16 protein-coding genes are annotated in these 23,878 nt (G+C 47.0%); 8 read left to right on the top strand and 8 right to left on the bottom strand.

Annotated features, from left to right (window positions below; genetic code table 11):
• Positions 1-27 precede the first annotated feature (27 nt).
• Positions 28-1,425 carry a TlpA disulfide reductase family protein gene (locus F3J22_RS02605; protein WP_167014002.1) on the top strand — a complete coding sequence of 466 codons (1,398 nt, stop codon included), beginning with the start codon at positions 28-30 and terminating at the stop codon, positions 1,423-1,425.
• Between the two features lie 394 nt (positions 1,426-1,819).
• Here the strand turns inward: F3J22_RS02605 and F3J22_RS02600 are convergent, their stop codons facing one another.
• The 3 genes from F3J22_RS02600 to F3J22_RS02590 form a co-directional block, all read right to left on the bottom strand.
• Positions 1,820-3,793, bottom strand: coding sequence for a thiamine pyrophosphate-dependent enzyme (locus tag F3J22_RS02600; RefSeq protein ID WP_167014001.1), 1,974 nt, complete (start codon positions 3,791-3,793; stop codon positions 1,820-1,822).
• A 43-nt stretch (positions 3,794-3,836) separates the two neighbouring features.
• Positions 3,837-4,181: a phage holin family protein gene (locus F3J22_RS02595; protein WP_167014000.1), complete on the bottom strand. Its 345-nt coding sequence runs from the start codon at positions 4,179-4,181 to the stop codon at positions 3,837-3,839.
• 76 nt (positions 4,182-4,257) lie between these two features.
• Positions 4,258-5,184, bottom strand: coding sequence for a hydroxypyruvate isomerase family protein (locus F3J22_RS02590; protein ID WP_167013999.1), 927 nt, complete (start codon positions 5,182-5,184; stop codon positions 4,258-4,260).
• A gap of 173 nt (positions 5,185-5,357) precedes the next feature.
• Between F3J22_RS02590 and F3J22_RS02585 the strand changes: the two genes are divergently transcribed.
• The 3 genes from F3J22_RS02585 (at position 5,358) to F3J22_RS02575 (ending at position 9,063) form a co-directional block, all read left to right on the top strand.
• On the top strand, positions 5,358-6,317 hold the full coding sequence (locus F3J22_RS02585) for a formylglycine-generating enzyme family protein (protein WP_167013998.1): 960 nt from the start codon (positions 5,358-5,360) through the stop codon (positions 6,315-6,317).
• Positions 6,318-6,347: 30 nt separating this feature from the next.
• The gene (locus F3J22_RS02580) at positions 6,348-7,688 is read left to right on the top strand and encodes a Gfo/Idh/MocA family protein (protein WP_167013996.1); all 1,341 of its coding nucleotides are present in this window, start codon (positions 6,348-6,350) and stop codon (positions 7,686-7,688) included.
• An 82-nt stretch (positions 7,689-7,770) separates the two neighbouring features.
• Positions 7,771-9,063, top strand: coding sequence for a D-alanyl-D-alanine carboxypeptidase/D-alanyl-D-alanine-endopeptidase (locus F3J22_RS02575; protein ID WP_167013994.1), 1,293 nt, complete (start codon positions 7,771-7,773; stop codon positions 9,061-9,063).
• A 51-nt stretch (positions 9,064-9,114) separates the two neighbouring features.
• Here the strand turns inward: F3J22_RS02575 and F3J22_RS02570 are convergent, their stop codons facing one another.
• Positions 9,115-9,690 carry a hypothetical protein gene (locus tag F3J22_RS02570; RefSeq protein ID WP_167013992.1) on the bottom strand — a complete coding sequence of 192 codons (576 nt, stop codon included), beginning with the start codon at positions 9,688-9,690 and terminating at the stop codon, positions 9,115-9,117.
• Between the two features lie 505 nt (positions 9,691-10,195).
• Here F3J22_RS02570 and F3J22_RS02565 point away from each other — a divergent pair.
• The 3 genes from F3J22_RS02565 (at position 10,196) to F3J22_RS02555 (ending at position 16,302) form a co-directional block, all read left to right on the top strand.
• A complete protein-coding gene (locus F3J22_RS02565; protein ID WP_167013990.1) occupies positions 10,196-13,264 on the top strand; it encodes a TonB-dependent receptor in 3,069 nt (1,022 codons plus the stop codon).
• Between the two features lie 11 nt (positions 13,265-13,275).
• The gene (locus F3J22_RS02560; protein WP_167013988.1) at positions 13,276-15,033 is read left to right on the top strand and encodes a RagB/SusD family nutrient uptake outer membrane protein; all 1,758 of its coding nucleotides are present in this window, start codon (positions 13,276-13,278) and stop codon (positions 15,031-15,033) included.
• A gap of 126 nt (positions 15,034-15,159) precedes the next feature.
• Positions 15,160-16,302, top strand: a complete 1,143-nt coding sequence (locus F3J22_RS02555; protein WP_167013986.1) for a tetratricopeptide repeat protein — start codon at positions 15,160-15,162, stop codon at positions 16,300-16,302.
• Between the two features lie 75 nt (positions 16,303-16,377).
• Here F3J22_RS02555 and F3J22_RS02550 read toward each other — a convergent pair whose 3' ends face one another.
• From F3J22_RS02550 to F3J22_RS02540, 3 genes are read right to left on the bottom strand one after another with little or no spacing between them, the layout of a single operon-like run.
• Entirely contained in the window at positions 16,378-17,826 is a 1,449-nt protein-coding gene (locus tag F3J22_RS02550; protein ID WP_167013984.1) for a Gfo/Idh/MocA family protein, read from the bottom strand.
• Positions 17,827-17,870: 44 nt separating this feature from the next.
• Complete coding sequence (locus F3J22_RS02545; RefSeq protein WP_167013982.1) at positions 17,871-18,563, bottom strand: gluconate 2-dehydrogenase subunit 3 family protein; 693 nt, start codon at positions 18,561-18,563, stop codon at positions 17,871-17,873.
• Between the two features lie 14 nt (positions 18,564-18,577).
• A complete protein-coding gene (locus tag F3J22_RS02540) occupies positions 18,578-20,317 on the bottom strand; it encodes a GMC family oxidoreductase (RefSeq protein WP_167013980.1) in 1,740 nt (579 codons plus the stop codon).
• A gap of 57 nt (positions 20,318-20,374) precedes the next feature.
• Here F3J22_RS02540 and F3J22_RS02535 point away from each other — a divergent pair, with 57 nt between their 5' ends.
• The gene (locus tag F3J22_RS02535; RefSeq protein ID WP_167013978.1) at positions 20,375-21,859 is read left to right on the top strand and encodes a gluconokinase; all 1,485 of its coding nucleotides are present in this window, start codon (positions 20,375-20,377) and stop codon (positions 21,857-21,859) included.
• Positions 21,860-21,925: 66 nt separating this feature from the next.
• Here F3J22_RS02535 and mutL read toward each other — a convergent pair whose 3' ends face one another.
• A complete protein-coding gene (gene mutL, locus F3J22_RS02530; protein WP_167013976.1) occupies positions 21,926-23,836 on the bottom strand; it encodes a DNA mismatch repair endonuclease MutL in 1,911 nt (636 codons plus the stop codon).
• Between the last annotated feature and the right edge of the window lie 42 nt (positions 23,837-23,878).

Raw genomic sequence — 23,878 nt, 5'->3', positions numbered from 1 at the left:
AAATCACAAAAACCACCATTAATTACCATGAAGAAAAACATCCTAACCGGGATGCTTCCTGTTGCTGTGTGCATGGCATTCACCACTGTACACGCAATAGCAGGCCCTGGCCCTGTCCAACCAACGCTCACCACCATTCAAGGGACCACCGACAACGAAAAAGCCACAAAATTAAGTCTGTATGCCGTAGTTGAAGGTCAGACAAAAGAAGTTGCGTCCACTGAAGTAAATGCAGATCATGCATTTGCGTTTGCACTGCAAAAACCAGCCGAAGGTTTCTATTACATCTCTGCCTACCCTAAAGATCTGGGTACGCGTATTTACCTGAAATCAGGTGATCAGCTGAACCTGGCAATTGAAGGACATTCTTTCAAACAGAAAACGGGTTCTGCAGAGAACAAATCATTGCAACAATGGAATGAAGTTGCGGCTCCTATAATGAGTCCTGCTTACACTATCGACAGTGTGACCTTCCATTCTTATTTCCCTAAACTGGAAGCGACCCAGCCTAAAATTGCGGCTTTCAAAAAGTCATTCACCAGCACTAACAAATCGTTTAGCGCATTGATGAAAGTGACGATGGATGCTGATATTGAGTATGCAGCTATGCGTTTGTTGCTGACACCACGCTCTGATCATCCAAAGAAAGAACAGTATCCTGCGTTCTACAATACTATTGTTCAGGATAAAAAATTCTGTGATGCAAACTACATCCGCCTGGGTAATATCAATGACTACATGCAGATTTACAACACTTTCCAGTTTATCATTGGCGACAGAACAGCTGCAAGGCCTGCACAGGCTGAGTTACTGGCTAAAAAGGTCAATGGTATCTGCAACGATCGTCTGAAAGCTTTAGCCTTGCTGAACAGTATGGGAGCATATAAATCACTGGATGAGCTGACTACCGCCATGGCGCCTTACCAGCAGTATTTCAGCACTCCGCTGGAAAAGCAACGTTACAACGACTACGAAAAAAGCATCCGTAAATTCAATGCCGGTGAAGCGGGTTATAACTTCATAGGTGAAGATGTAAACGGTAACAAAGTAGCTTTCAATGACCTGAAAGGCAAAGTGGTAGTAGTAGACGTTTGGGCTACCTGGTGTGGTCCTTGTAAAGCGGAACTGCCTCACCTGAAGCACCTGGAAGAAGAAATGGAAGGTAAAAATGTAACTTTCGTTGGTGCTTCCGTGGATGAAGCGAAAGACAAGGAAAAATGGAAAACTTTCGTTCACGACCAGGAAATGAAAGGTACACAGATTTTCATGTCTGGCTGGAGTGAGGTTACCAAATTCTATGATATCAAGGGTATTCCTCGTTTCATGGTGTTCGACCAGCAGGGTAAAATCGTTACCATTGATGCACCTCGTCCATCAACACCAGAGCTGAAAGCACTGATCGAAAAGCTCTTAGCCAAAGGCTAATATTCTAATATATCGGGCGGTAGTCTACCGCCCGAAGTGCAAATCCAACACAGGTATAGGTTTTATAAACTATTATCTGTGTTGGATTTTTTATTTAGCATCTTTATGTAATAAAAAAAGACCGCCGGCAAGGCAGTCTTTTTTTATATAATGCGATGTGAAAAAACGGAGGGGTATGGATTATGCTTTAGCGTATTTCACCCAAGCATACAAAAACATCAGACCAAAAACTACAATGGCTACTGGTGCAAGAAAGTGACCAATGCTATCACCCACTTTGTAAAAGTTAGTGGTATGTACTACTGTTAAAAGATTCATCATCATGGTATAATGAGTTTATTATTTCCGCCTGCAAATTAGAAAAATAACGGCAAATTCCCAATCCCAATTACTGTTACCAATTTAATAATTGTTGAATATAGGCGTCCAGTCTGGATTTGGCGAGGAAATTTTTTTCCAGTTCTTGTGCAAACGGCACTGGCGTATCGAGGCTGGCACATCGGAGAACGGGGGCATCGAGTTGGGGAAAGCAATGTTCTGCGATCCAGGCAGCGATTTCGGCCCCGAAGCCACCGGTGAGGGTATCTTCATGTAATATCAGCACGCGGCCGGTGGCCGCTACTGCCTGCTGGATGGCCGTATAATCCAGTGGCACCAGGCTTCTCAGGTCCAGGATGCCAATACTGATGTGCTGATGGCTGGCGGCATATTCCATGGCCCAGTGTACGCCGGCGCCATAGGTAATAATGCTAATATCTTCGCCGGCCTGTACCAGACGGGCTTTGCCAATTTCGGTGGTATAGTATTCGTCGGGAACAAGGCCGCTGATACTGCGGTACAGGGCCTTATGTTCGAAGAACAGGACCGGATTCGGATCGGCAATGGCAGCGTTGAGCAAACCTTTGGCGTCTTCCGGAGTGGCCGGGTATACGATTTTTAGTCCGGGTACATGGGTAAACCAGGCTTCATTGCTCTGGGAGTGGAAGGGTCCGGCTCCGACACCCGCACCTGTAGGCATTCTGATGACAACATCTGCGTTTTGTCCCCAGCGGTAGTATATTTTAGCCAGGTTATTAACAATCTGGTTGAAACCGCAGGAAACAAAATCAGCGAACTGCATTTCTATCATGCTTTTGAAGCCGGAAATGGAGAGTCCGAGGCCGGCGCCGATGATGGCGCTTTCACAAAGCGGGGTATTACGAACACGGGATGCCCCGAAATGGTCGAGGAAGCCTTCCGTGATCTTGAAGGCGCCGCCATACCCCGCGATATCCTGCCCCATTAATACAAGGCCGGGAAATTCCTCCATCGACTGCCACAGGCCCTCTTTGATAGCATCAATAAATCGTTTTTCGCTGCTGGTACCTATGGGATAATGGGGTGCAGGGGATTCTGCATAAACATCTCCCAACTCATAATTGGTATCTACGATAAAATGCTGTGTTTGAAGGCCATGGTGCACTGATTCTTCAATCTGGTGTTTCAGCAGGTCTTTAATTGCCTGAGATTTCTCTCCTGTCAGTATTCCTTTCTGAATCAGGAAGGTTTCAAATTGAAGAATAGGGTCTTTGGCAGCCCATTGTTCAAATAATTCCGGGGGAACATACTTTACGCCGCTGGCTTCTTCATGGCCGCGCATACGGAAGGTGAGCGCTTCCACCAGTACGGGTTTCTGTTGCTGGATGGCATATTGCCGGGCTGTTCTGATGGTTTGGTATACCTCCAGGAGGTTGTTGCCATCTACCTGAACACCTTCCATGCCGTAACCGGCGGCCTTTTCCACGAGGGATTCGGTGCGGTATTGCTCTGAAACCGGGGTACTGAGGGCGTAACCGTTATTTTCTACCAGGAAGATAACGGGGAGATCCCAGACAGCGGCCACATTGAGGGCTTCATGAAACTCGCCTTCGCTGGTGCCGCCTTCGCCGGTAAAGGCCAGGGTTACCTTTTGTTCATTTTTTAATTTATGTGCCAGGGAGATACCGTCTGCTATGGACAGCTGGGGGCCCAGGTGGGAAATCATCCCGCAGATATGGTGTTCGCTGCTACCGAAGTGAAAGGAGCGTTCGCGGCCCTGGCTGTAACCGGATTGCTGTCCCTGCCACTGCAGCAGCAGTTTTTCCAGCGGCATACCACGGGAAGTAAATACGCCCAGGTTGCGATGGAGCGGGAGTATCCATTCATCGGGATGCAGCGCCAGTGTGGCACCCACAGCAATAGCTTCCTGGCCTATGCCGGAAAACCATTTGCTTATCTTACCCTGTCTTAATAACAACAGCATTTTTTCTTCTATCAGTCGCGGATATACGATTGATTGATAGAATAGCAAAAGCTGTTCATCGGAGAGATTTGACCTGTCGAAGTGCATGCAAGCATAATTTTAGCTGGACCACAGGTTAGGGAGGCGCGAATTAATTGCCGCCTGCAATATTGATCATGATACTGTTGATGATCGTCATAATGATACTGAAGAGAAGCGCCCACCAGAAGCCATCTACTTTGAAGCCAGGCACAAGTTTGGCGGCCAGCAGAATAATGAGTGCATTAATTACGAAGAGGAACAGCCCCAGCGTAACAATAGTAACGGGGAAAGTGAGAATGACCAGTATCGGTTTAACGAGTGCGTTGAGTACCGCGAGTACCAGCGCCAGTAAGAGGGCATGAAGGAAGCTGTCTACTCTCACTGCAGGTTTTAACAGGTAGGCCGTAAGCATAGCGGCGAGGGCATTGACGAGGATGCGCATTAAGAATCCCATAGTTCAATAATTTAAGGGTTGCTGGTTATACAGACCGGAACAGGGAATTTCCCTGCGCCGGTCTCCATTACTTAAATTACAGAAAATTGTCGGCATCTCTATAAGCTTTTATTAAAGCCAGCTCGCCATCGGCTCCTTTGCCGGAAATTCCGTGCTCCATACCCAGGACGCCCTTGTATCCTTTCTGGTGCAGGTGTTTGAAAATATTTTTATAATTGATTTCTCCTGTGCCTGGTTCTTTACGGCCAGGGTTATCACCTATCTGGATATACGCAATCTCGTCCCAGCACATATCCATTACAGGAATAAGGTTGCCCACGTTGCGCTGCATGTGGTAGATGTCGTACAGAATCTTACAGGAAGGGCTTTTTACAGCTTTACACACCTCAAAACTTTGTTCGGCAGTGCGTAGGAACAGGTCAGGGTTGTCGCTCAACGGCTCCAGTACCATCACTAATCCATGAGGTTCAAAGATTTCGGCGCCGCGACGCAGTGCCTCTACCACGTTCGCAGTTTGTATACCCATGGGGAGGGTACGTTCAAAATAGCCGGGAACAACAGTGGCCCATTTGGCATTCACGCGTTTGGCCACTTCCACGCTCTGTTTACAGGTTTTCAGAAAAGCATCTGTGAATTCCTGTTTGCCGGTGGTGAGGGAGGTTTTCCAGTTATTACCGGTATCTACCACGAATACACCCATGGTCATACCTTTCTGGGCAAGCAGACTACCGATTTTTTCCTGGGTGGCAGTATCGCGGCCCAGCATGCCATTATCTTCAATGGAACGGAAGCCCTGATCATATGCATATCTGATCTGATCCAGGAAATCGGCGCCACCATTGTTTTTAAACATACCATCGTGTGGTGCGTAGTTCAGGTTAAATGGCTGTCCGGCCTTTTTAGGTTCGTTGGCAGCTGCGCTGGCCGACTGGGAGATACCTCCCAGTGCAAGGGCGGAAAGCCCTGCAAGCGTTCCCTGTTGCAGGAAATTTCGTCTTTTCATAACGGTTAGATTAAAAGTAAAAAGGACACCCTTAAATTTAAACGCTTTTGAAAGTAAATACTAGTGTTCCGAAAAAAAATCAATGAAAAGGCCTTTTTTTCGTTCATCACAAATTTTTTAATTCCCGGGGTTCGTTTTTTATCTTACCAGAAATACACACCCAAACGATAAAGATGAAACCATTTTATGTGACCTGCCTGATGGGCGCATTGCTCTGTCAGACAGCTGTAGCTCAGTCGAACAGTGATTTTTCCGCGTATGAACAACAGATACCGGGTACGGATATACGTTTTAAGATGGTGCCTATCCACGGAGGTACATTTACGTTAGGTAGTCCGGCGGGAGAAAAGGGCCATAAAGCTGATGAAGGGCCGGCCAAAAAAGTGCAGATAGCTGATTTTTTTATGGGCGCCACAGAAGTGACCTATGATGAATACAACGAATACGCTGATCAGGACAAGCCCGGATTACCGGATGGTATGACGCGTCCTAGTCCACCATATATTGATCTGACGCTGGGGATGGGAAAATCTGGTGGATATCCTGCCAATAGTATGAGCCAGTATGGCGCTTTGATGTATTGCCGTTTCCTGTATTATAAAACAGGTGTTTTTTTCAGGCTGCCCACAGCAGCCGAATGGGAATATGCCTGCCGGGCCGGGTCAGATAAAGCTTATCCCTTTGGAGATGATGCTTCTCAGCTGAATAAATATGCCTGGTACAAACAAAACAGTGAAGGCAAATACCATAAAGTAGCCCAGCTGCAGCCCAATGTATGGGGACTCTATGACATGATGGGCAATGTGGCCGAATGGACCATGGACCAATACGATGAAAACGCTATTGCCAATGTAACAGCAGAAGATCCCTGGACACAGCCTACTGCAAAAGTGCCGCGTTTACTGAAAGGAGGTAACTACGATGATGATGCGGCAGCGCTGCGTTCCGCAGCCAGGCTGAAATCTGACCCGGTATGGAACCGCCGCGACCCGCAGATTCCTAAAAGCAAATGGTGGAATGCCGATGCGCCTTTTGTAGGATTTCGTATAGTCCGTCCCGTTAAGCAGCCTACCAAAGAAGAGGCTGAGAAATTCTTTGAAGAAATGATCGACAAATATATTGGAGCCCGCTAGTACTTCACAACCACAAAAAACAACGTTATTATGGACACTGAAAAAAGTCAGGAATTCCACGTTCAGGGTCGCCGCGATTTCGTAAAACAAACCTCGTTAATTGCCGGTGGTCTTATGGCTGCGCCTATTCTATCTAAGGCAGCCTCTTTTTCCGGAAGCGGAGAAGTTATTAAAATAGCCCTGATTGGCTGCGGTGGCCGCGGAACCGGCGCTGCAACACAGGCGTTGAGCACAAAGGAAAATGTGCAGCTGGTAGCCATGGCAGATGCCTTCCCAGACAGGCTCTCCGACAGCTACAACAACATTAAGGAAGCCCTCGGCGATAAAGCCAGCAGGGTAGCTGTACCAGAAAGCAACAAATTTACTGGTTTCGATGCCTACAAACAGGCCATCGCATTGGCAGATGTAGTAATACTCGCCACCCCTCCGGGTTTCAGACCTATCCATTTTGAAGAAGCCGTAAAACAAGGCAAACACATCTTCATGGAAAAACCCGTGGCAACAGATCCTGCCGGTATCAAACGCGTACTCGATGCAGCCGCTGTTGCTAAAACAAAGAAACTCAACGTAGTAGTAGGCTTACAACGCCGCTACCAAAACTCTTACAGAGAGCTGTACAAACGCTTCCTCGACGGCATGATCGGAAACATCGTATCCATGCAGGTTTGGTGGAACCAGGGCGACCTCTGGGTGAAACCTCGTAAACCAGGATATACCGAAATGGAATACCAGATGCGTAACTGGTACTATTTCAACTGGCTTTGCGGTGATCATATCGTAGAACAACATATCCACAACATCGATGTGGGTAACTGGTTTAAGGGAGAAACGCCGGTAACCGCGTCTGGTATGGGTGGAAGAGCCATCAGAACAGGCAAGGAGTATGGAGAAATCTATGATCACCACTTTGTAGAATACCGCTATGCAGACGGCGTGGTGATGAACAGCCAGTGCCGTCACTGGAAAAACGCCACCAGCAAGGTAGACGAAGAAATCGTGGGAACTAAGGGCCGTATTTATTGCGACCGTGCCCAGATCGTTGACCATAAAGGAAAAGTACTGTACCAGTACGATAAGAAAGCCAAAGAAAACAATCCTTACCAGACAGAGCATGATGAACTGTTTGCGGCCATTGCAAAAGGTGAATACAAATTCGCAGACGCAGAACGTGGCGCACAGGCAACCTTCTCTGCCATCATAGGCCGTATGGCTACCTATTCCGGACAGATTATCCATTGGGATAAAGCGCTGGATTCAGGCCTGGACATTCATCCAGCTACATATGCCTTTGATGCCAAACCTCCGATAGTACCTGACGCAGACGGATTCTATCCATATGCCAAACCTGGTATTACCAAATATGTAGGTTAATAAAGGCCATTGCAGGTGCCGGAATTTAGAAAAGGACACATAAATTCCGGCATCTCAATGACATAATTCGTAATTTCCCCACATGAGGAAACTTACATTAGCACTGCTTTTATCCCTATCCGGTACTGGTTTGTATGCACAAAATGCAGCCATCAGTAAATGGGCAGCAGCAGAAATATTGAATACATCTCCCCTGAAAGATGCTCATACAGGGATTTCCATCTATGAACCAGCTGCTGGTAAATACTGGTACCAATACCAGGACGAAAAATATTTTACGCCTGCATCCAACACAAAAATCTTCTCTTTATATACTGGTCTGAAAATACTGGGCGACTCACTTCCTGCGGCCCGCTATTTCGAAAATGATACCGCCATATTCGTGAAAGGCACTGCAGATCCGTCTTTCCTGCACCCAGACTATCCATACCAGCCTTTGCTGGAATTACTGCAAAAAACAAAGAAACAGATATACCTCGTCAATACGGGCATTGCCAATAAAAGATATGGGCCGGGATGGGCCTGGAGCGATTATGCAGATGATTATCAGCCTGAATTAAACGCCTGGCCTATGTATGGTAATGTGGTAAGAATTTATCACCATAAGGATACCAGCATGATGATCCCGGATTTGTTTGATATGCAGGTATTTGCAGATGATAGTAGCGGAGAACTCAGCACAGACAGAGAAGAAAGAAGTAATCTGTTCACACTGCGTTTTAATAGGAAAGATAATAGTACATCGACAACAGAAGTGCCTTATATCACGGGTTCCGTGCAGGATTTGCGTGAACGCCTGGAAGACACGCTGCACCGTACTATCGGCATTGCAATGAATGCACCTAAAGGCAGTTATAAATTGCTGCGCAGTATTCCCACAGATTCTCTTTTTAAACCGATGATGCACCGCAGTGATAACTTCTTCGCAGAGCAGACGCTGATGATGAGTTCCGCGCTGATGTGGGATTCTATTAACAGTAAACGTGTAATCAGGTATATGCAGGATAATGCATTGAGTACATTACCCAATAACCCACAGTGGGTAGATGGTTCGGGACTATCCAGGTATAACCTGTTTACACCACGTGACTTTGTGCAGGTGCTCACGCAAATGTATAAAGAGTACCCGCAGGAGAGATTGTGGGAGATCTTTCCAACAGGAGGGAAGGGCACTTTAAAGGCCTATTATAAAGAGCAGTTTGTACACGCAAAAACAGGAACGCTGAGTGGTGCTGTGGCGTTGAGCGGGTATTTGGTGACTAAAAAGAATAAAACGCTTGTATTCAGTGTGTTGGTGAATAATAACAGGGAGAGTGCTACCAGCGTACGTCGTGCAGTTGAGCGATTGCTGACAATGATTTATAATCAGTATTAGTTGAGATTATAGCAAGATAGTAGGCCCGGTTGCTTTTTAGCGCCGGGTTTTTTATTTGATATTGTATTTGATAAGACGGGTCGTGTCCTGTGCCTGGTCTGCCTCAATCAGGCCAACACCTCTGGCATAGTAACTGGTGGAGAGTGTGCCGATAGGCATGGTACTACTTAATACACTGGCGGATGCATCCATTTGTACAGCGATAACATCTGTAAATGCGATGCCGTTTACTACACGGCTGGTACCTTTTTCCGTGATGGTATACTGCAGATAGGCGGTGGTGCTGATGCCGTTATTGGTAACGTTGATGGTATCAGACCAGGTGCTGCCAAGTGGCAGAAAATCTTTGAGGTAGGTGATGCGCAGATCACTGGCGGTATAACCATCGAAGCTCAGCAGGGAGGCTACCTGTGTATAGGTGCCATCTGTGCAGCCGGAGCACATAAATACGCTGTCGTCGCCGAGTTTGCGGTAATTATTGCCATTGATAGTGGTGTCGCCGTTGACGGTAAGTGTATAGGTCGTGCTGTCTTGTGATTGATTAATATTAAGATAGGTAAATGCAGATCCTTGTGTGTAGGGGGCATACTCACATTTACTGGAAGGGCCGTCGTTTTCCGTACTCATTTCTTTGGAGCATGAAATGAGCAATAACATACATAGACATATGGTTCCCAATAAGCCGCGTATCATCACTAAAAGTTAGGATATCTTAATAACGCACGATCTTATAAATTTATGCGAATTCCATGAAAAAAGATATAGGTTTTTTTTATACGCAATGCGCTTCATTTTCAGTGGCATCAGCTCGCTGAATTATAATAACAGGTTGATCTTTAAATGGATATAATTTCGCAGTGAGAAATGTTGGTATCATATGTTTTACGTATATCCGTTAACGTGATACAAGAAAAGTTTTTCGAAGTGCTGTATGGCTTTCCTATGCTGATATTGCATCTTTTAAATAATAACCATTTCCACTATACGATTTTTTAGACAAAAGTGTTTTTAGTACGCTTATTTTTAGAAAATAATTAAAGCGATTCTTGATAATTTAATGGTAGATGAATTTGTTGTATCTGTAGACTTGTAAAACCCGTTCATCTTTTCTATCACCCAAAATTTATAGTTTATGGTTCCACGTTATGTGAAGGCATTGCTACTGCTATGTCTTCTCGGGCCGGTGCTTCGTCCGCAAAGCGCCAGCGCACTGCCGTTATCCCCCTGGCAGCAGGCAAACTTGAACATTAAAGGAAAAGTCAAAGACGTCAATGGCAACCCCTTGCCAGGAGTGACCGTATTGGTGAAAGACACCAAGAAAGGCGCGACCACAGACGAGAAAGGGAACTTTTCCATTAATGATGTACAGAAAGATGCCGTACTTGTATTCCAGTACATGGGTTTTGATCCCTTACAGGTAACTGTAGATGGTAAAACGAACATCAACGCTACCCTGAAGGAAAACCAGAAAACACTGGATGAGTATGTCGTTGTTGGTTATGGTACACAAAAGAAAGTAACCAAAACTGGTGCTGTTTCCATGGTAAAGGGAACAGACCTGCAGCAATCGCCGAATGTCAATATATCCAACTCCCTGGTTGGACGTATTCCGGGTATTATTGCGGTTAACCAGAGTGGTGAACCTGGTTATGACGGCTCAACGATCTTTATCCGTGGCCGTAGTACGCTTGGTAACAGTAGTCCCCTTGTTGTAATTGATGGTTTCCCAAGAGATGGCTTTGAGCGCATGAACCCCAATGATATCGAGAGCGTATCTATCCTGAAGGATGCTGCTGCCGCTATTTATGGTTCCCGCGCTGCCAATGGCGTTATCCTGGTTACCACCAAACGCGGTAAAGGGGGAAAACCTACTATCAGCTATGGCTTTAACCAGTCTTTCGTTTCGCCGACGCGTCTCCCGAAAATGGCGGATGCTCCTACCTACGCCCAGGTAGTCAACGAAATCCTCAAATACGGTGGTGACGCACCACGTTACTCCGATGCGGAGATCAAAAAATTCGGAGATGGCTCCGATCCATGGCTCTATCCCAATACCAACTGGTATGATGCCGTTATCAAAAAAACTTCTTTGCAGGACCGCCATGATCTCTCCCTGTCCGGTGGTACTGAAAAGATGAATTATTATGTTTCTATGGGCTCTCTCTTCCAGGATGGTGTCTATAAGAACAGTGCTACCAATTACAAACAACAGAATATCAGGGCCAACCTCGATGCTGTTGTGAACGATTACATCCGTTTGCGCTTCGACCTCGCCGGCCGACTCGAAGACAGGAATTTTCCGCCAAGAAGTGCCGGCTCTATCTTCCGCGCACTGATGCGTGGCCGTCCTACAGAAAATGCCATCTGGCCAAACGGTATGCCCGGCCCCGATATCGAATACGGTGATAATCCGGTAGTTACCGGAACTAACGCCATTGGATATACGAATAATAAAAACTATGTGCTGAACGGTACTTTCGCAGCAGTGGTAAACATTCCTGGCGTGCAAGGCATGTTCGTTGATGGTAGTTATGCCTACGACAAAAACTTCATGTTCAACAAATCCTTCGTGAAACCATGGACTTTATACACACTGGACCCGAACAGCTCTACGCACGCGCTGATCCCTGGAACAAGAGGCGTATCCTCGCCTGAGCTGTCAGAGTCTTTTGTTACCAATAGCAGCTCCACAGTGAACCTGAAATTAAACTACACGCGCACTTTCGGAAAACATTATTTCAGTGGCTTCATCGCTGTTGAACAGAACACTTTAAAAGGCGATAACTTCAACGCCTATCGCAGATATTTTGTCAGTGATAAATTAGACCAACTCTTTGCTGGTGGCGATAAACAGAAGGACAATGGCGGATCTGGCTTTGAATATGCCAGACGTAACTACTTTGGTCGTATTTCTTATAATCTGAAAGAAACCTATCTCTTCGATTTCAACGCACGCTACGATGGTACCCAGAACTTCCCTGCGGGCCGCCGAATGGGCTTCTTCCCAGGGGCTTCTGCCGGTTGGGTACTCTCCAACGAACACTTCTGGAAAGATAATATCCACTTCATGGATTATTTCAAAGTACGCGGTTCATGGGGGCAAATGGGTAACGACAACGTGCCTGCATTCCAATATCTCAGCACCTATGCTTTTGCAGATGGTGGGGTGATGTTTGGTACTGATCTCAACAAAACGTTATACCAGGTACGCACACCTAATCCTAATATCACCTGGGAAATAGCCAATAACTATAACGTAGGTATTGAGGCCAAACTGCTGAAAGATAAACTCTCCATTGAAGCAGATTATTTCATGTCCAAACGCAGTAACATCCTCATTCCCCGCAATGCCGCCGTACCGGACTATACCGGGCTGACGTTGCCGGATGAAAACATTGGTATCGTACGTAATCAGGGATACGAAGTGGTTATCTCACATAAAAATGATATCAAAAAATTCCATTATGAAGTAATCGGTACCGTTACAAAAGCGAAAAACAAAATCCTCTATTGGGCAGAATCCCCGAATGTACCTTCCTGGCAGCAGTCCACAGGGTCACAGATTGAGGCACCACTGTATTATAAGGCAATAGGTATCTTCCATACACAGGACGAAGTGGATAAAACGCCGGCAAAAATGAGCGGCGCCCGCCCCGGTGATATCATCTTTGCTGATATTAATGGTGATGGTGTAATCAATGACCTGGACCGCGTAAGAGTAGACAGGACGCAATATCCGACCATGATCTTTGGTCTTACCCTGACAGCAAAGTATAACAACTTCGATCTTACGATGTTATGGCAGGGCGCTACCGGCGCCAGTCAGTATATCCGCACAGAATCAGGATTGATAGGAAACTTCCCGGAAGCAATTATTAAAAACCGCTGGACGGAAACCAATACCAATACTAACTGGCCAAGAGCGTACGACCGTGACCGTGAGTACTGGGTAAATAACGCTAACACCTTCTGGTTCTGGAACACAGACTATGCCCGGTTGAAAACACTGGATTTTGGCTACAGTGTGCCTTCGAAAGAGTTAAAGCGGGTAGGTATTCAAAATCTCAGGGTATATGTCTCCGGCCAGAACCTGCTTACCATCGACAAAGTAAAAATCTTTGATCCGGAGGCGCCACAAGGTAGCGGACAATACTATCCGCAAACCAAGATCTACAATGTGGGATTAAACGTAACCTTCTAATCTGTCTTTTTATGAAAAAACTGCAAATACTAAGATATATATGTGGGATGATGGTACTGGCAGTAACATTTTCCTGTAATAAAGATTTCCTGGAGAAAAAGCCCTTAACGGAATTCCAGGAAAGTGATGTCTGGAAAGACCAGGGATTGATACAGGCATATGTTAATGACCTGTATGCCCAGATGAGACCAGGCTTTAATGAGGTAATGCTATCATCTATGACCGATGAAAGCCGGTTTATCCACGATTATAGCACCTCCCGTGTCGTAGAAGGAAACATGACCGCCGATGATATGGGTGCATTGGATGATTTTAGCCGTTGGAAATTGCATTACAAAACCATCCGGAACTGTAACCTTTTCTTTGAAAAAATTGATTCCGTTAAAGGTGTAAATGCCGACGTTATCAAACGAATGAAAGGAGAGGTGCATTTCATGCGTGCCTGGTATTATCATATGCTGGTGAAATACTTTGGTGGCGTGCCTTTGATCACTTATACCTTTAACCTGGAGGGAGAGCATAGCGATTACCTGAGTGTGAAGCGTGCACCGTTTACAGACTGTGTAAACTTCGTTGCAGCAGAATGTGACAGTGCCATTAAATATCTCCCGGATGCATTTAAGGAAATAGACAACAAAGGTCGTGTTACGAAATATGCTGCCTTTGCATTGAAATGCAGAATGCTGCTGTATGCTTCCAGTAAGTTGTATAATCCGACATTTAATACAGATCCTAAACGTAACAACCTGACACTGAACTCTTCTGATCTTAGTCAGCAGTATGCAACAGCGGCTAAGGTTGCAGCAGACAGTGTTATTCTTTCCGGTATGTACAGTCTGTATCAGCCTACAGGTTCTCCCGTAGACGACTATACGAGAATATTTCTGGATAAGGGAAATGTTGAGCTCATCTTTGTAAAGCTGTATGATAAAGCCTTACTGGGGACCTCTCATGATAAGTACAACGGGCCAAACGGATACCATAACTGGGGTGGTAACGTACCACTGGAAAACTTTGTATCCGGTTACCAGATGGCTGATGGCACTAGTTTTTCCTGGTCGAATCCTGTAATGGCAGCACATCCTTACCGCAACCGCGATCCGCGCTTTTATGCCACCATTCTGTACGACAGCGCCAAATGGAAAACAAGGCCGGAAGATGGTATTAAAGTAGATCCGATCGGGTTGATCCAGACAGGCCGCTACGAAACTGCTGATGGCAAAGACAGCGTATGGGGGCTCGATACCAGGAACAGCACCATCGAAAACTGGAATGGTACTTTCTCAGGTTATTATATGCGCAAGTTCATGGACGCCACACTGGATGCGCAGTTCTTCAATGGTGATCAAAGCTGGATATGGTTCAGATATGCAGAAATTCTGCTGAACCATGCAGAAGCAGACCTGGTACTTAAAGACTATGGTACCGCAAGAAAGTATATCAACATGATTCGTACCCGTGCAGGAATGCCGGCTACAAACCTTGCTGATGAAAGCTTGTGGGGTGTTTATAAGTATGAAAGAAGATATGAGTTAGCCTATGAAGAACACCGGTTTTTTGATCTGAGAAGATGGAATGATGCACCTGCTGCATTAAGTGACAGCGCCAGAGGTATTGACGTAAGAGGTTCCTTTGTTCCTGGTCACCCTTACAAATACACGGTGTTTAATATGCAGAACAGGAAGTTTAAAACGCAAAACTATTTTGCGCCGATTCCGGCTTCTGAAACAAGAAAGAATGTAGGGTTAGAACAAAATCCTGGTTATTGATAATAGCGTACAAATGAATGGGGGCGCCAGTTTTGGCGCCCTTTTTTGTTTGTAAAGATGTAAATTGGACGCGGTATTATCAGTGAACATTATTGTTTACTTACTATACTTCTCTCGATATATGTTATGGAACAAACAAAGGAATTAAGCGACATTCTTGAGCTGGCCCGCGAAGTTGTTGTTGAGCTTCAGCATGGCAGCATTGACATAGACCACATTTTCCTGGCGATGTTAAGAACAGAAAATGCAGCAACACGCTATATCTCTGTAATAGAACAGGAGGGGTGGACAACCTACGTAAAAGGGGAGTCTAAATACGGTAAAGGGCCTCGGTCGGTGCTGAAGATGACGCCTGCAACGGAAAGGGTGATAGCGCATGCACAGGCCTTTGCTGATTCGCGTAGGGAACCTGCAGGTGTAATGGGTATACTACTTGCTATCCTTGCATTCAAAAATGGTGTTCGAACAGAGTTGGCATTTGAAGGCTGTACATTTAATAAAACCTTACATGACCATTACGGGGCTGATGTTGTATGGCCGAAATTACCTGTGGAGCTGATGCCCTCAGCGGTGATAGCGCAAGTAGATGATCCTTCCAGGGAGAGGGAAACGGAGAAGATAGCTTTTATCGCAAGTAAAGCGTCACTATATCTTGAATACAATTTGAACAAAGAAGTTCTGGAGATCTGTGCTGCGCTTGCCTACAGTACCGAAGAGCATCCGGGGATTGCCTGTCTAAAAGCCACAGCATTGCTTAATCTACGGGAATATGAAGCCAGCAAGCCATTATTAGACAGATTGGCAGAAAATGACTTATATAGACGATGGGTTGAAAACCAGCGCCTGCGAATTGAAAAAGCCGGGGGGAATTACAATAATGCAATAGCCGCCTGTGTTAAAAATCGGGATTTTGAAACAGATGCTATCCTTCAGAATAATGTTGGTTATTATTTACTAAAACAACAGCGTTATGAAGTAGCATTGGTCTACCTGGAGAGTGCAATTGAGCTGAATCCATTTTTTGCCTACCCTTACAATAATCTCGGTTATGTACAACACAAGCTCGGCAAAACTGAGGCTGGTATTGAAAATATAATGTACTCGCTGGAATTGAACAGGTCAAACTCATATGCTTATAAGCATCTGGGTATTATCTATATAGATCTGGGAGATATCCCCAAGGCGAAAGAATACCTGCTTATTGCTTTGGCATATGATTATACTGAACATTATGGTAATGAGGTCGTTGAGTTATTAGAGACTATCTAAAATTACTACAGCTATAAACAAAGGCCTGCCCGGATCCGGGGCAGGCCTTTGTTATAATATGATTTATAGCGCGAATTATACACCTAACGACCAACCGTCGCGGTAGGTGCGTTTTACGAACTGGTTAGCCGGTTCGAAGTTGGTGATCTTCATATTCGGGCCATCCCAGAGTAACTGGATATTTCTTCCCGGATAATTATATCCTTTACCATCTGCTTTTGCTTCGCGGTAGTCGTAGCTTCTGATAGCGAGGTTACCCATGAGGATACTCTCTGTCAGCGGGCCTGCGATATCGAAAGGAGAGCTGAGGGCTTTGGCTTTATCGCTGCCGTAGCCGGCGATAGCTGCGTTTACCCATTGGAGGTAGTGTCCTTCTGGTACACGTGCAATAGTTTGTTTAACGTGTACTTCTGCATTACGGGAAGTAGGCAGCAGCTTAGGGCTTACACCATAAGTACCGCACATCATTTTACCTTTTGTACCAACGAAGATTACACCGTTGCCACCGTCGCCCATGATTTCATTAGGGCCCAGTTCTGCCGGGCGTTCAGGTTGAATACCACCATCCATCCAGTGCATAGTGATTTCTTTTCCGTTTTTGCCTTCAAATTTCATGATCACATGAGAAGAAGGAGGGCAGCTGTCAGGGAAGTAACCACGTTTGAATTCACCTACATACACGCTACCAACACTGGCTTCTACCGATTTAGGGTAGCCCAGGCCGAGTACACGGAAAGGTGGTTCGATGAGGTGACAGCCCATATCGCCTAGTGCGCCGGTACCGTAATCCCACCAGCCACGCCAGTTAAATGGAACGAGGTTACCCACATAGTCTTTTTTAGGAGCGGTGCCCAACCAGAGGTCCCAGTTCAGTTCTGCCGGTACCGGGCTGGGTGTTTTAGGCCACTCGATACCTTGGGGCCATACCGGACGGTCGGTCCATACGTATACCGTATGTACGTCTCCGATAATGCCGGCATTGTACCATTCCATCAGTTGGCGTACGCCATCACCGGAAGAGCCCTGGTTACCCATCTGGCTAACTACTTTGTATTTTTGGGCTGCTTCAGTGAGTTTACGTGCTTCGAAAATATCGTGTGTCAGCGGTTTCTGTACATACACATGTTTGCCGAGCTGCATGGCTGCCATGGCGGCAACAGCATGCTGGTGGTCTGGTGTGGATACAGAAACGGCGTCGAAGTTCTTATTTTCTTTTTCGAACATCTCTCTAAAGTCGGTGTAGAACTTGGCTTTAGGGAACCTTTTCACTGCATCGGCAGCACGACGGGTATCTACGTCGCAAAGGAAATTAATATCTGCAGGGCCTTCAGCAAAACTGGTAATATCGCCGTAGCCTTTACCGCCAACACCAACGGCTGCTACACGAAGTCTGTCGCTGGGAGCAACATAGCCCCGTCCTAATACGTGACGTGGAACGATCATAAACCCCGCGGCAGCAAGTGCTCCGTTGCGGAGAAACGACCGGCGGGACACCTGGTTTCCTTCTTGTTTGTTTTCTGGCATAATCTGGAGGATTAAGTTTTAAAGGATATTTACTAACAACAATTTTAGTCCCAGGTCATGATTTTATTTCGGTCTTCAATTTTAAGACACTGGGCAAGTGTTTTCTCGTCGTAAGACAAGCCATACTGTTTCAGCACATCATCCGGTACGCCGTCCCATTCGTTGGGCGTATTACCTTTATAGTCGATATCCTTTATACCTATTTTACTGGTGTAAAAACCAGTAGCAGTAAGGTTTCTCATCAGATTGAAGAAGGCCACGCCCTGACTCATTTCAGGTTTTGCCTTTTCAGGATAAGCGATATCATCTACGATCTGGATTTGCTGCTCGTGGCTGGCTTCCGTAAATGATTTATTGAATCTTTTTGCTGTCTGTACATCCAGCCATCGGAGGCCGCCGCGCATAGGAAGCTGCAGTTCCGGTTTATCTTTTACGATAAAGCCGATGAATGCAGGTACTGCTGCTTCGCTGGCACTGCCGGAATGCTCATCTTTTGGAATGATGATATCAGCAAGTACGGTGATCGTTTTCATTTCCGCGTCGTTGAAATACGGTTCCGCATTCAGTTTGGCGTCGCGTTCCTTTTCATCCTCCGTACGGCCATAGCCTTTGGCATCGGCATGACCTGCATCTTTACCTTTCCCGGTGCTTTTATCTTCACAACCGGTGGCCGACAGGATCGCACTCACGGATAATGTCCCGAGCGCGAGTGCTTTAAGGGATTTTCTTCTATCCATATGTAGTGAGTAGTTTAAATGTTTTGTTTTTTCAGTTGATCAACAATGTATTCAGATGCACGCAGGGAGAGGGCGAGGATGGTCCAGGTAGGGTTTTTATCTGCCTGGGATACAAACGAGCCGCCGTCTACAACGAAGAGGTTTTTCACCTCGTGTGCCTGGCTGAATTTGTTGAGTACTGATTTGTTAGGATCATCGCCCATGCGGGTGGTACCTACTTCGTGGATGATACGGCCAGGGTTTTCCAGTCCGTATTTGGTCTCAGCGCCAGGTTTGGTGCCATTCGCCACACCACCCATTTCATGGATGATCTGTTCGAAGGTATCCTGCATGTGTTTGGCCTGATTGATTTCGTGGTCGGTCCAGGTGTAGTTGAAGCGCAGTACCGGGATACCCCATTTGTCAACAACATTCGGATCGATTTCACAGTAGTTGTCTTCGCGGGCGATACACTCACCACGGCCTGCGAATCCAACCTGGGCGCCATAGAAGCGGCGATAATCCTCTTTAAGTCCGGCTCCATAGCCACCAGCAGGTTTCATCTGGCCGTCTTTGCCCGGGTATTTTCCGTTCATTTTTTCCATGCCGAAGCCAAAGCCGTAACCTGGCATATGCAGGCCACCGCCAAATTCGATGTGGTAGCCACGAGGGAAATTCAGTTTTTTGTTATCTCCCCACCATGGAATATACAGGTGCATACCACCGGTACCGTCTTCGTTATAGCGTTTACGGTCCATGAGATGCGGGAGGAAAGCACTGCGGGAAGCTCCGGTGGAATCATGCAGGTATTTACCTACTACGCCGCTGGAATTGGCAAGGCCGTTAGGATGTTTGGCAGACTTCGAATTGAGCAGTAACCTGGCTGATTCACAGGCACTTGCTGCCAATACAATTACTTTTGCGTTCACTGAGTATTCCTGCAGGTCGGTTTTATCCACATAGAGTACGCCGGTAGCTTTTCCATCGCCGTTGGTGAGTACTTCCCTGGCCATGGCATTGGTGTAGAGGTCTACATGTCCGCTCTTCATGGCTGGTTTAACCAATACGGAAGAAGAGGAGAAGTCGCCATAAACACTACAACCTCTGCTACACTGGCTGCAGTAGAAGCATGGGCTGCGGTCCTTGTTTACAGAGCGGGTGAGGATAGACAGACGGGCCGGGATAACCGGGATGCCCAGTTTATCACCTGCCTTCTTGATCATGAGCTCATGCAGTCTGGGTTTGGGAGGAGGCAGGAAGAAACCGTCCGGTTCATTGGGCAGGTTTTCCTTGGAACCGAAAACGCCGATCATTTTATCGACACGGTCGTAATAAGGTGCTACATCTTCATAACTGATAGGCCAGTCGTCGCCGAGGCCATCATAGGTTTTGTGTTTGAAGTCGCGCGGACCAAAGCGAAGAGAGATACGTCCCCAGTGGTTGGTACGGCCGCCAAGCATACGGGAGCGGAACCAGTCGAATTCGGTGCCGTTCTTTTTCGTGTATGGTTCGCCGTTGATTTCCCACCCCCCGTAGGCGGCATCAAAGTCGCCGAATGGGCGGGTAGTACTGGCGCCTCTACGAGGAGACTCATAAGGCCACTTCAGCTGGGTCATTTGCTCCGGGTCGGCTGGGTCGTATTTCGGACCGGCCTCCAGGAGTGCGATTTTCAGGCCTGCCTCAGAGAGTATTTTGGCTGCCATTCCGCCACCAGCGCCGGAACCAACAATACACACATCATAGACCTGTCCTTTTTGTTTGATTTCAAAAGCCATTTGCGTGGAAATTTTAGACTTTATGTATGGATCACAGGTTTTAAATCTATAAATTAAATGTCGAAAACGGAAGGTTTTTTTATGAGCGAAAACAGGACATATATCATCGGTTCAGATATTGGGACCAGCAGTACTAAATCGATTTCGCTGGGAATTGACGGGAAAGTGAAAATGAGTTTTCAGCGGGCATATTCCACCTCACATCCGGCCCCCGGATATAGTGAGCAAAATGCTGCCGAAATATTACAGGCGGTAAAGGATGGCATCAGGGAAATTGTGCAGAAAACCGGTTACCCGCCCGCCGCGATCTCCTTCAGCAGTGCTATGCATAGCCTCCTGGCCATGGATACAGCAGGGAAATTACTCACCCCACTCATCATCTGGGCCGATAACCGCAGCCAGGAAAACGCGGTCGCCCTTCGTAACAGCCCTGCCGGCGCAGAAATATACCGTAGCACCGGCACACCGGTGCATGCCATGTCGCCCCTCAATAAAATCATCTGGCTAAAAAAATACCAGCCAGACATCTTCCTGAAAACAACAACATTCCTGGGGATAAAAGAATATGTCATCTTCCAACTGACAGGACAACTATTGACGGACCATTCCATTGCCTCCGCCACCGGGCTTTTCGACATTCACACCCTGACGTGGAACGAACTGGCCCTGAAAACGGCCGGCATTACCGCCGCACAGCTACCGTTGCCCGTACCGGCTGATTATGTCATCACCGGCCTGCAACCGGCGATAGCAGCGGAGTTGGGTATACCTGCCGATACCCCAATCGTTATTGGTGGCAGCGATGGTTGCCTGGCCCAGCTGGGAAGTGATGCCCTGGACGAAGGGCATGCCACCCTTACCATCGGCACCAGCAGCGCCATAAGAATGGCCATCCCCCAGGCTGCAACAGACAGGCAGCAACGATTATTCACCTATCTGCTGACAGATAATATTTATATTACCGGAGGCGCCAGTAATAATGGTGGCATCCTATTGCAGTGGCTGGTAAAGGATTTCCTGAACAGCCAACAGCCGGTGGATAACTTAATAAAAGAAGCGTTGGCCCTGCCGCCGGATAAACTGCTTTGTATGCCTTACCTGCTGGGAGAGCGTGCACCTATCTGGGACAGCAATGCCAGCGCGGGTTTTGTGGGAATTGGCCCGGAACATACCGCGCCGCACTTTGTAAGAGCAGTACTGGAAAGCATCTGCTTCGTGCTGCTCAGTATCAGTAAGGCGTTGGAAGAAACCGCCGGACCCATTAGGAAAGTCTCTGTGAGCGGAGGTTTTACACAGTCTCCCGGCTGGATACAGCTAATGGCGGATATCTTCGGGAAGCCGATGACGCTGAAGGAAGAGAGTGACGCCTCCACCCTGGGAGCGATTAAGCTGGCAGCCCAGACATTGGGTATTCCCGTAGATTTTCCCGAAACCATTGCTCCTGTTGTTTTTTACCCGGGGGATGATTATGCAGACTTTTACCAGCGGAAGTTTAAGGCATATGAAGAATTATATAGCCGGCTGAAAAACTGGCAATGGTAATATTATATAAAGCAAAAGACCCTAAGCCGAGGCTTAGGGTCTTTTGCTTTATATAATAAGAAGTTATTACTGATTTCTTTCAAACATTCTTGCCAGATCGGTGAGTTTGAAGGAGATAAACGTGAATTTGCCGCCTGGTGCTACGTTAGGCATGGTGCAGGCAAAGAGTTCATCGATGATATTCTGCATTTCTTTGGCAGAGAGGATTTTACCGGCTGGTATGGCGTTGTTACGTGCCATGGAGCGGATCAGCTGTTCGCGTCTGTTTACTTTCAGTTCATGCGCGAAGTGCTTGAATTGTTCCAGCAAACCTTCGATGGTAGCCTGGTCGTTGCCTGTCTGGATATCGGCAGGAGTACCGCGAACAACGAAGGTATTGTTACCGAATGGTTCGAGGTCATAACCAAGTGTCTGAAGATCAGGGAGCATTTCCATAACGATGGCAGCATCCGCAGGGGGGAGCTGTAATGTTTGTGGGAAGAGGCTTTGCTGGGTAGCCACTGGTGTTTCCTGGATGGCACGCTGGTAGCGTTCATAGAGGATACGTTCGTGTGCCGCGTGCTGATCTATCAGAATAAATCCTGATTTGATCTGAGAGAGCACATATTGCTGATGTACCTGTACGGGTACTTTCAGGTCTTTGGAGGTTTCCTGCCAGCGTTCATCGATGGCAGAAGCGGTGGCGGTGGCTGCCGGCTGGGTGTAGGTAACTTCTTCAGAAGTTTCCGTTTCAGTATCGGCAGAGTAGGCGCTCATGGTATAGCTTTCGCTATGTGAGGCCGCTGGTTTATCGTAGAGGTCTCTCCAGTTTTTCAGGTTGTTGGAATTGCTGCTACGGTCGATCACGTGGGCCTGGTGGGCCTGGGTGAAGGATTTGTAGAGCGGGGAATGGGTAGATTCCGTTTGTTGCTGTGCAGTAAAAGGTTTGCTGACAGCGTCCAGCTGCTGAATACTTGGGTCGAGGTCGAAGTCGAGGGTAGGCGTAACGCTGAATTGTGCGAGGGCGTGTTTAACGGCAGCCTGTACGAAGGCGTACATTACTTTCTCGTCATCGAATTTGATTTCCTGTTTGGTAGGGTGAACGTTGATATCGACATGTTCAGGGTTTACGTCAATAAAGAGGACATACAGCGGGTAGCTGTCTGCCGGGATGATGTCAGCAAAGGCGTTCATTACGGCATGATGGAGGTAATGGCTTTTGATGAATCGGTTATTGACGAAGAAGAACTGGTCGCCGCGGGTTTTTTTGGCTGTTTCCGGTTTGCCGACGAACCCGTAGACGTTCATATAATCGGTGCTTTCTTTCACGTTGACGAGGCGGGCATTGTAGTGCTGGCCGAGGATGGCTATGATACGTTGTTTCAGGGAGCCTTTGTCGAGGTGAAATAATTGCTGGTTATTGCTGGTGAGTGTGAATTGCAGCTGTGGGAAGGCCATGGCTACGCGGATAAATTCATCCACGATATGGCGCATTTCGGCAGCATTGCTTTTAAGGAAATTGCGGCGTGCGGGTACGTTGAAGAAGAGGTTCTTCATGGAGATGCTGGTACCTTCTGCAGTCTGGCAGGGTTCCTGCATGTTTACCGCACTGTTTTCGATTTCGATGAAGGTGCCGATATCGGTGCCTCTTTTCCTGGTTTTGAGTTCTACCTGGGCAACGGCCGCGATGGAAGCCAGTGCTTCACCACGGAAACCCATTGTACGGATAGAGAACAGGTCTTCGATGGTTTGTATCTTGGAGGTAGCATGACGTTCGAAGCACATCCTGGCATCGGTTTCGCTCATACCGCCGCCATTATCGATTACCTGTACTAACTCTTTCCCCGCATCTTTAATGATGAGGTGAATTTCTGTTGCGCCTGCGTCCACTGCATTTTCAAGTAACTCCTTCACCGCTGATGCCGGTCGCTGGATAACTTCTCCTGCAGCTATCTGATTCGCTATATTGTCTGGTAATAAATTGATGATATCCGCCACTTACTAGCCTTTTGCCGCTAAGTTAACAATTTATCGCTAGTT

This window comes from Chitinophaga sp. Cy-1792 (genome assembly GCF_011752935.1).
Taxonomy (GTDB): domain Bacteria; phylum Bacteroidota; class Bacteroidia; order Chitinophagales; family Chitinophagaceae; genus Chitinophaga.
This window is presented reverse-complemented; position numbering and strand designations above follow the sequence as displayed.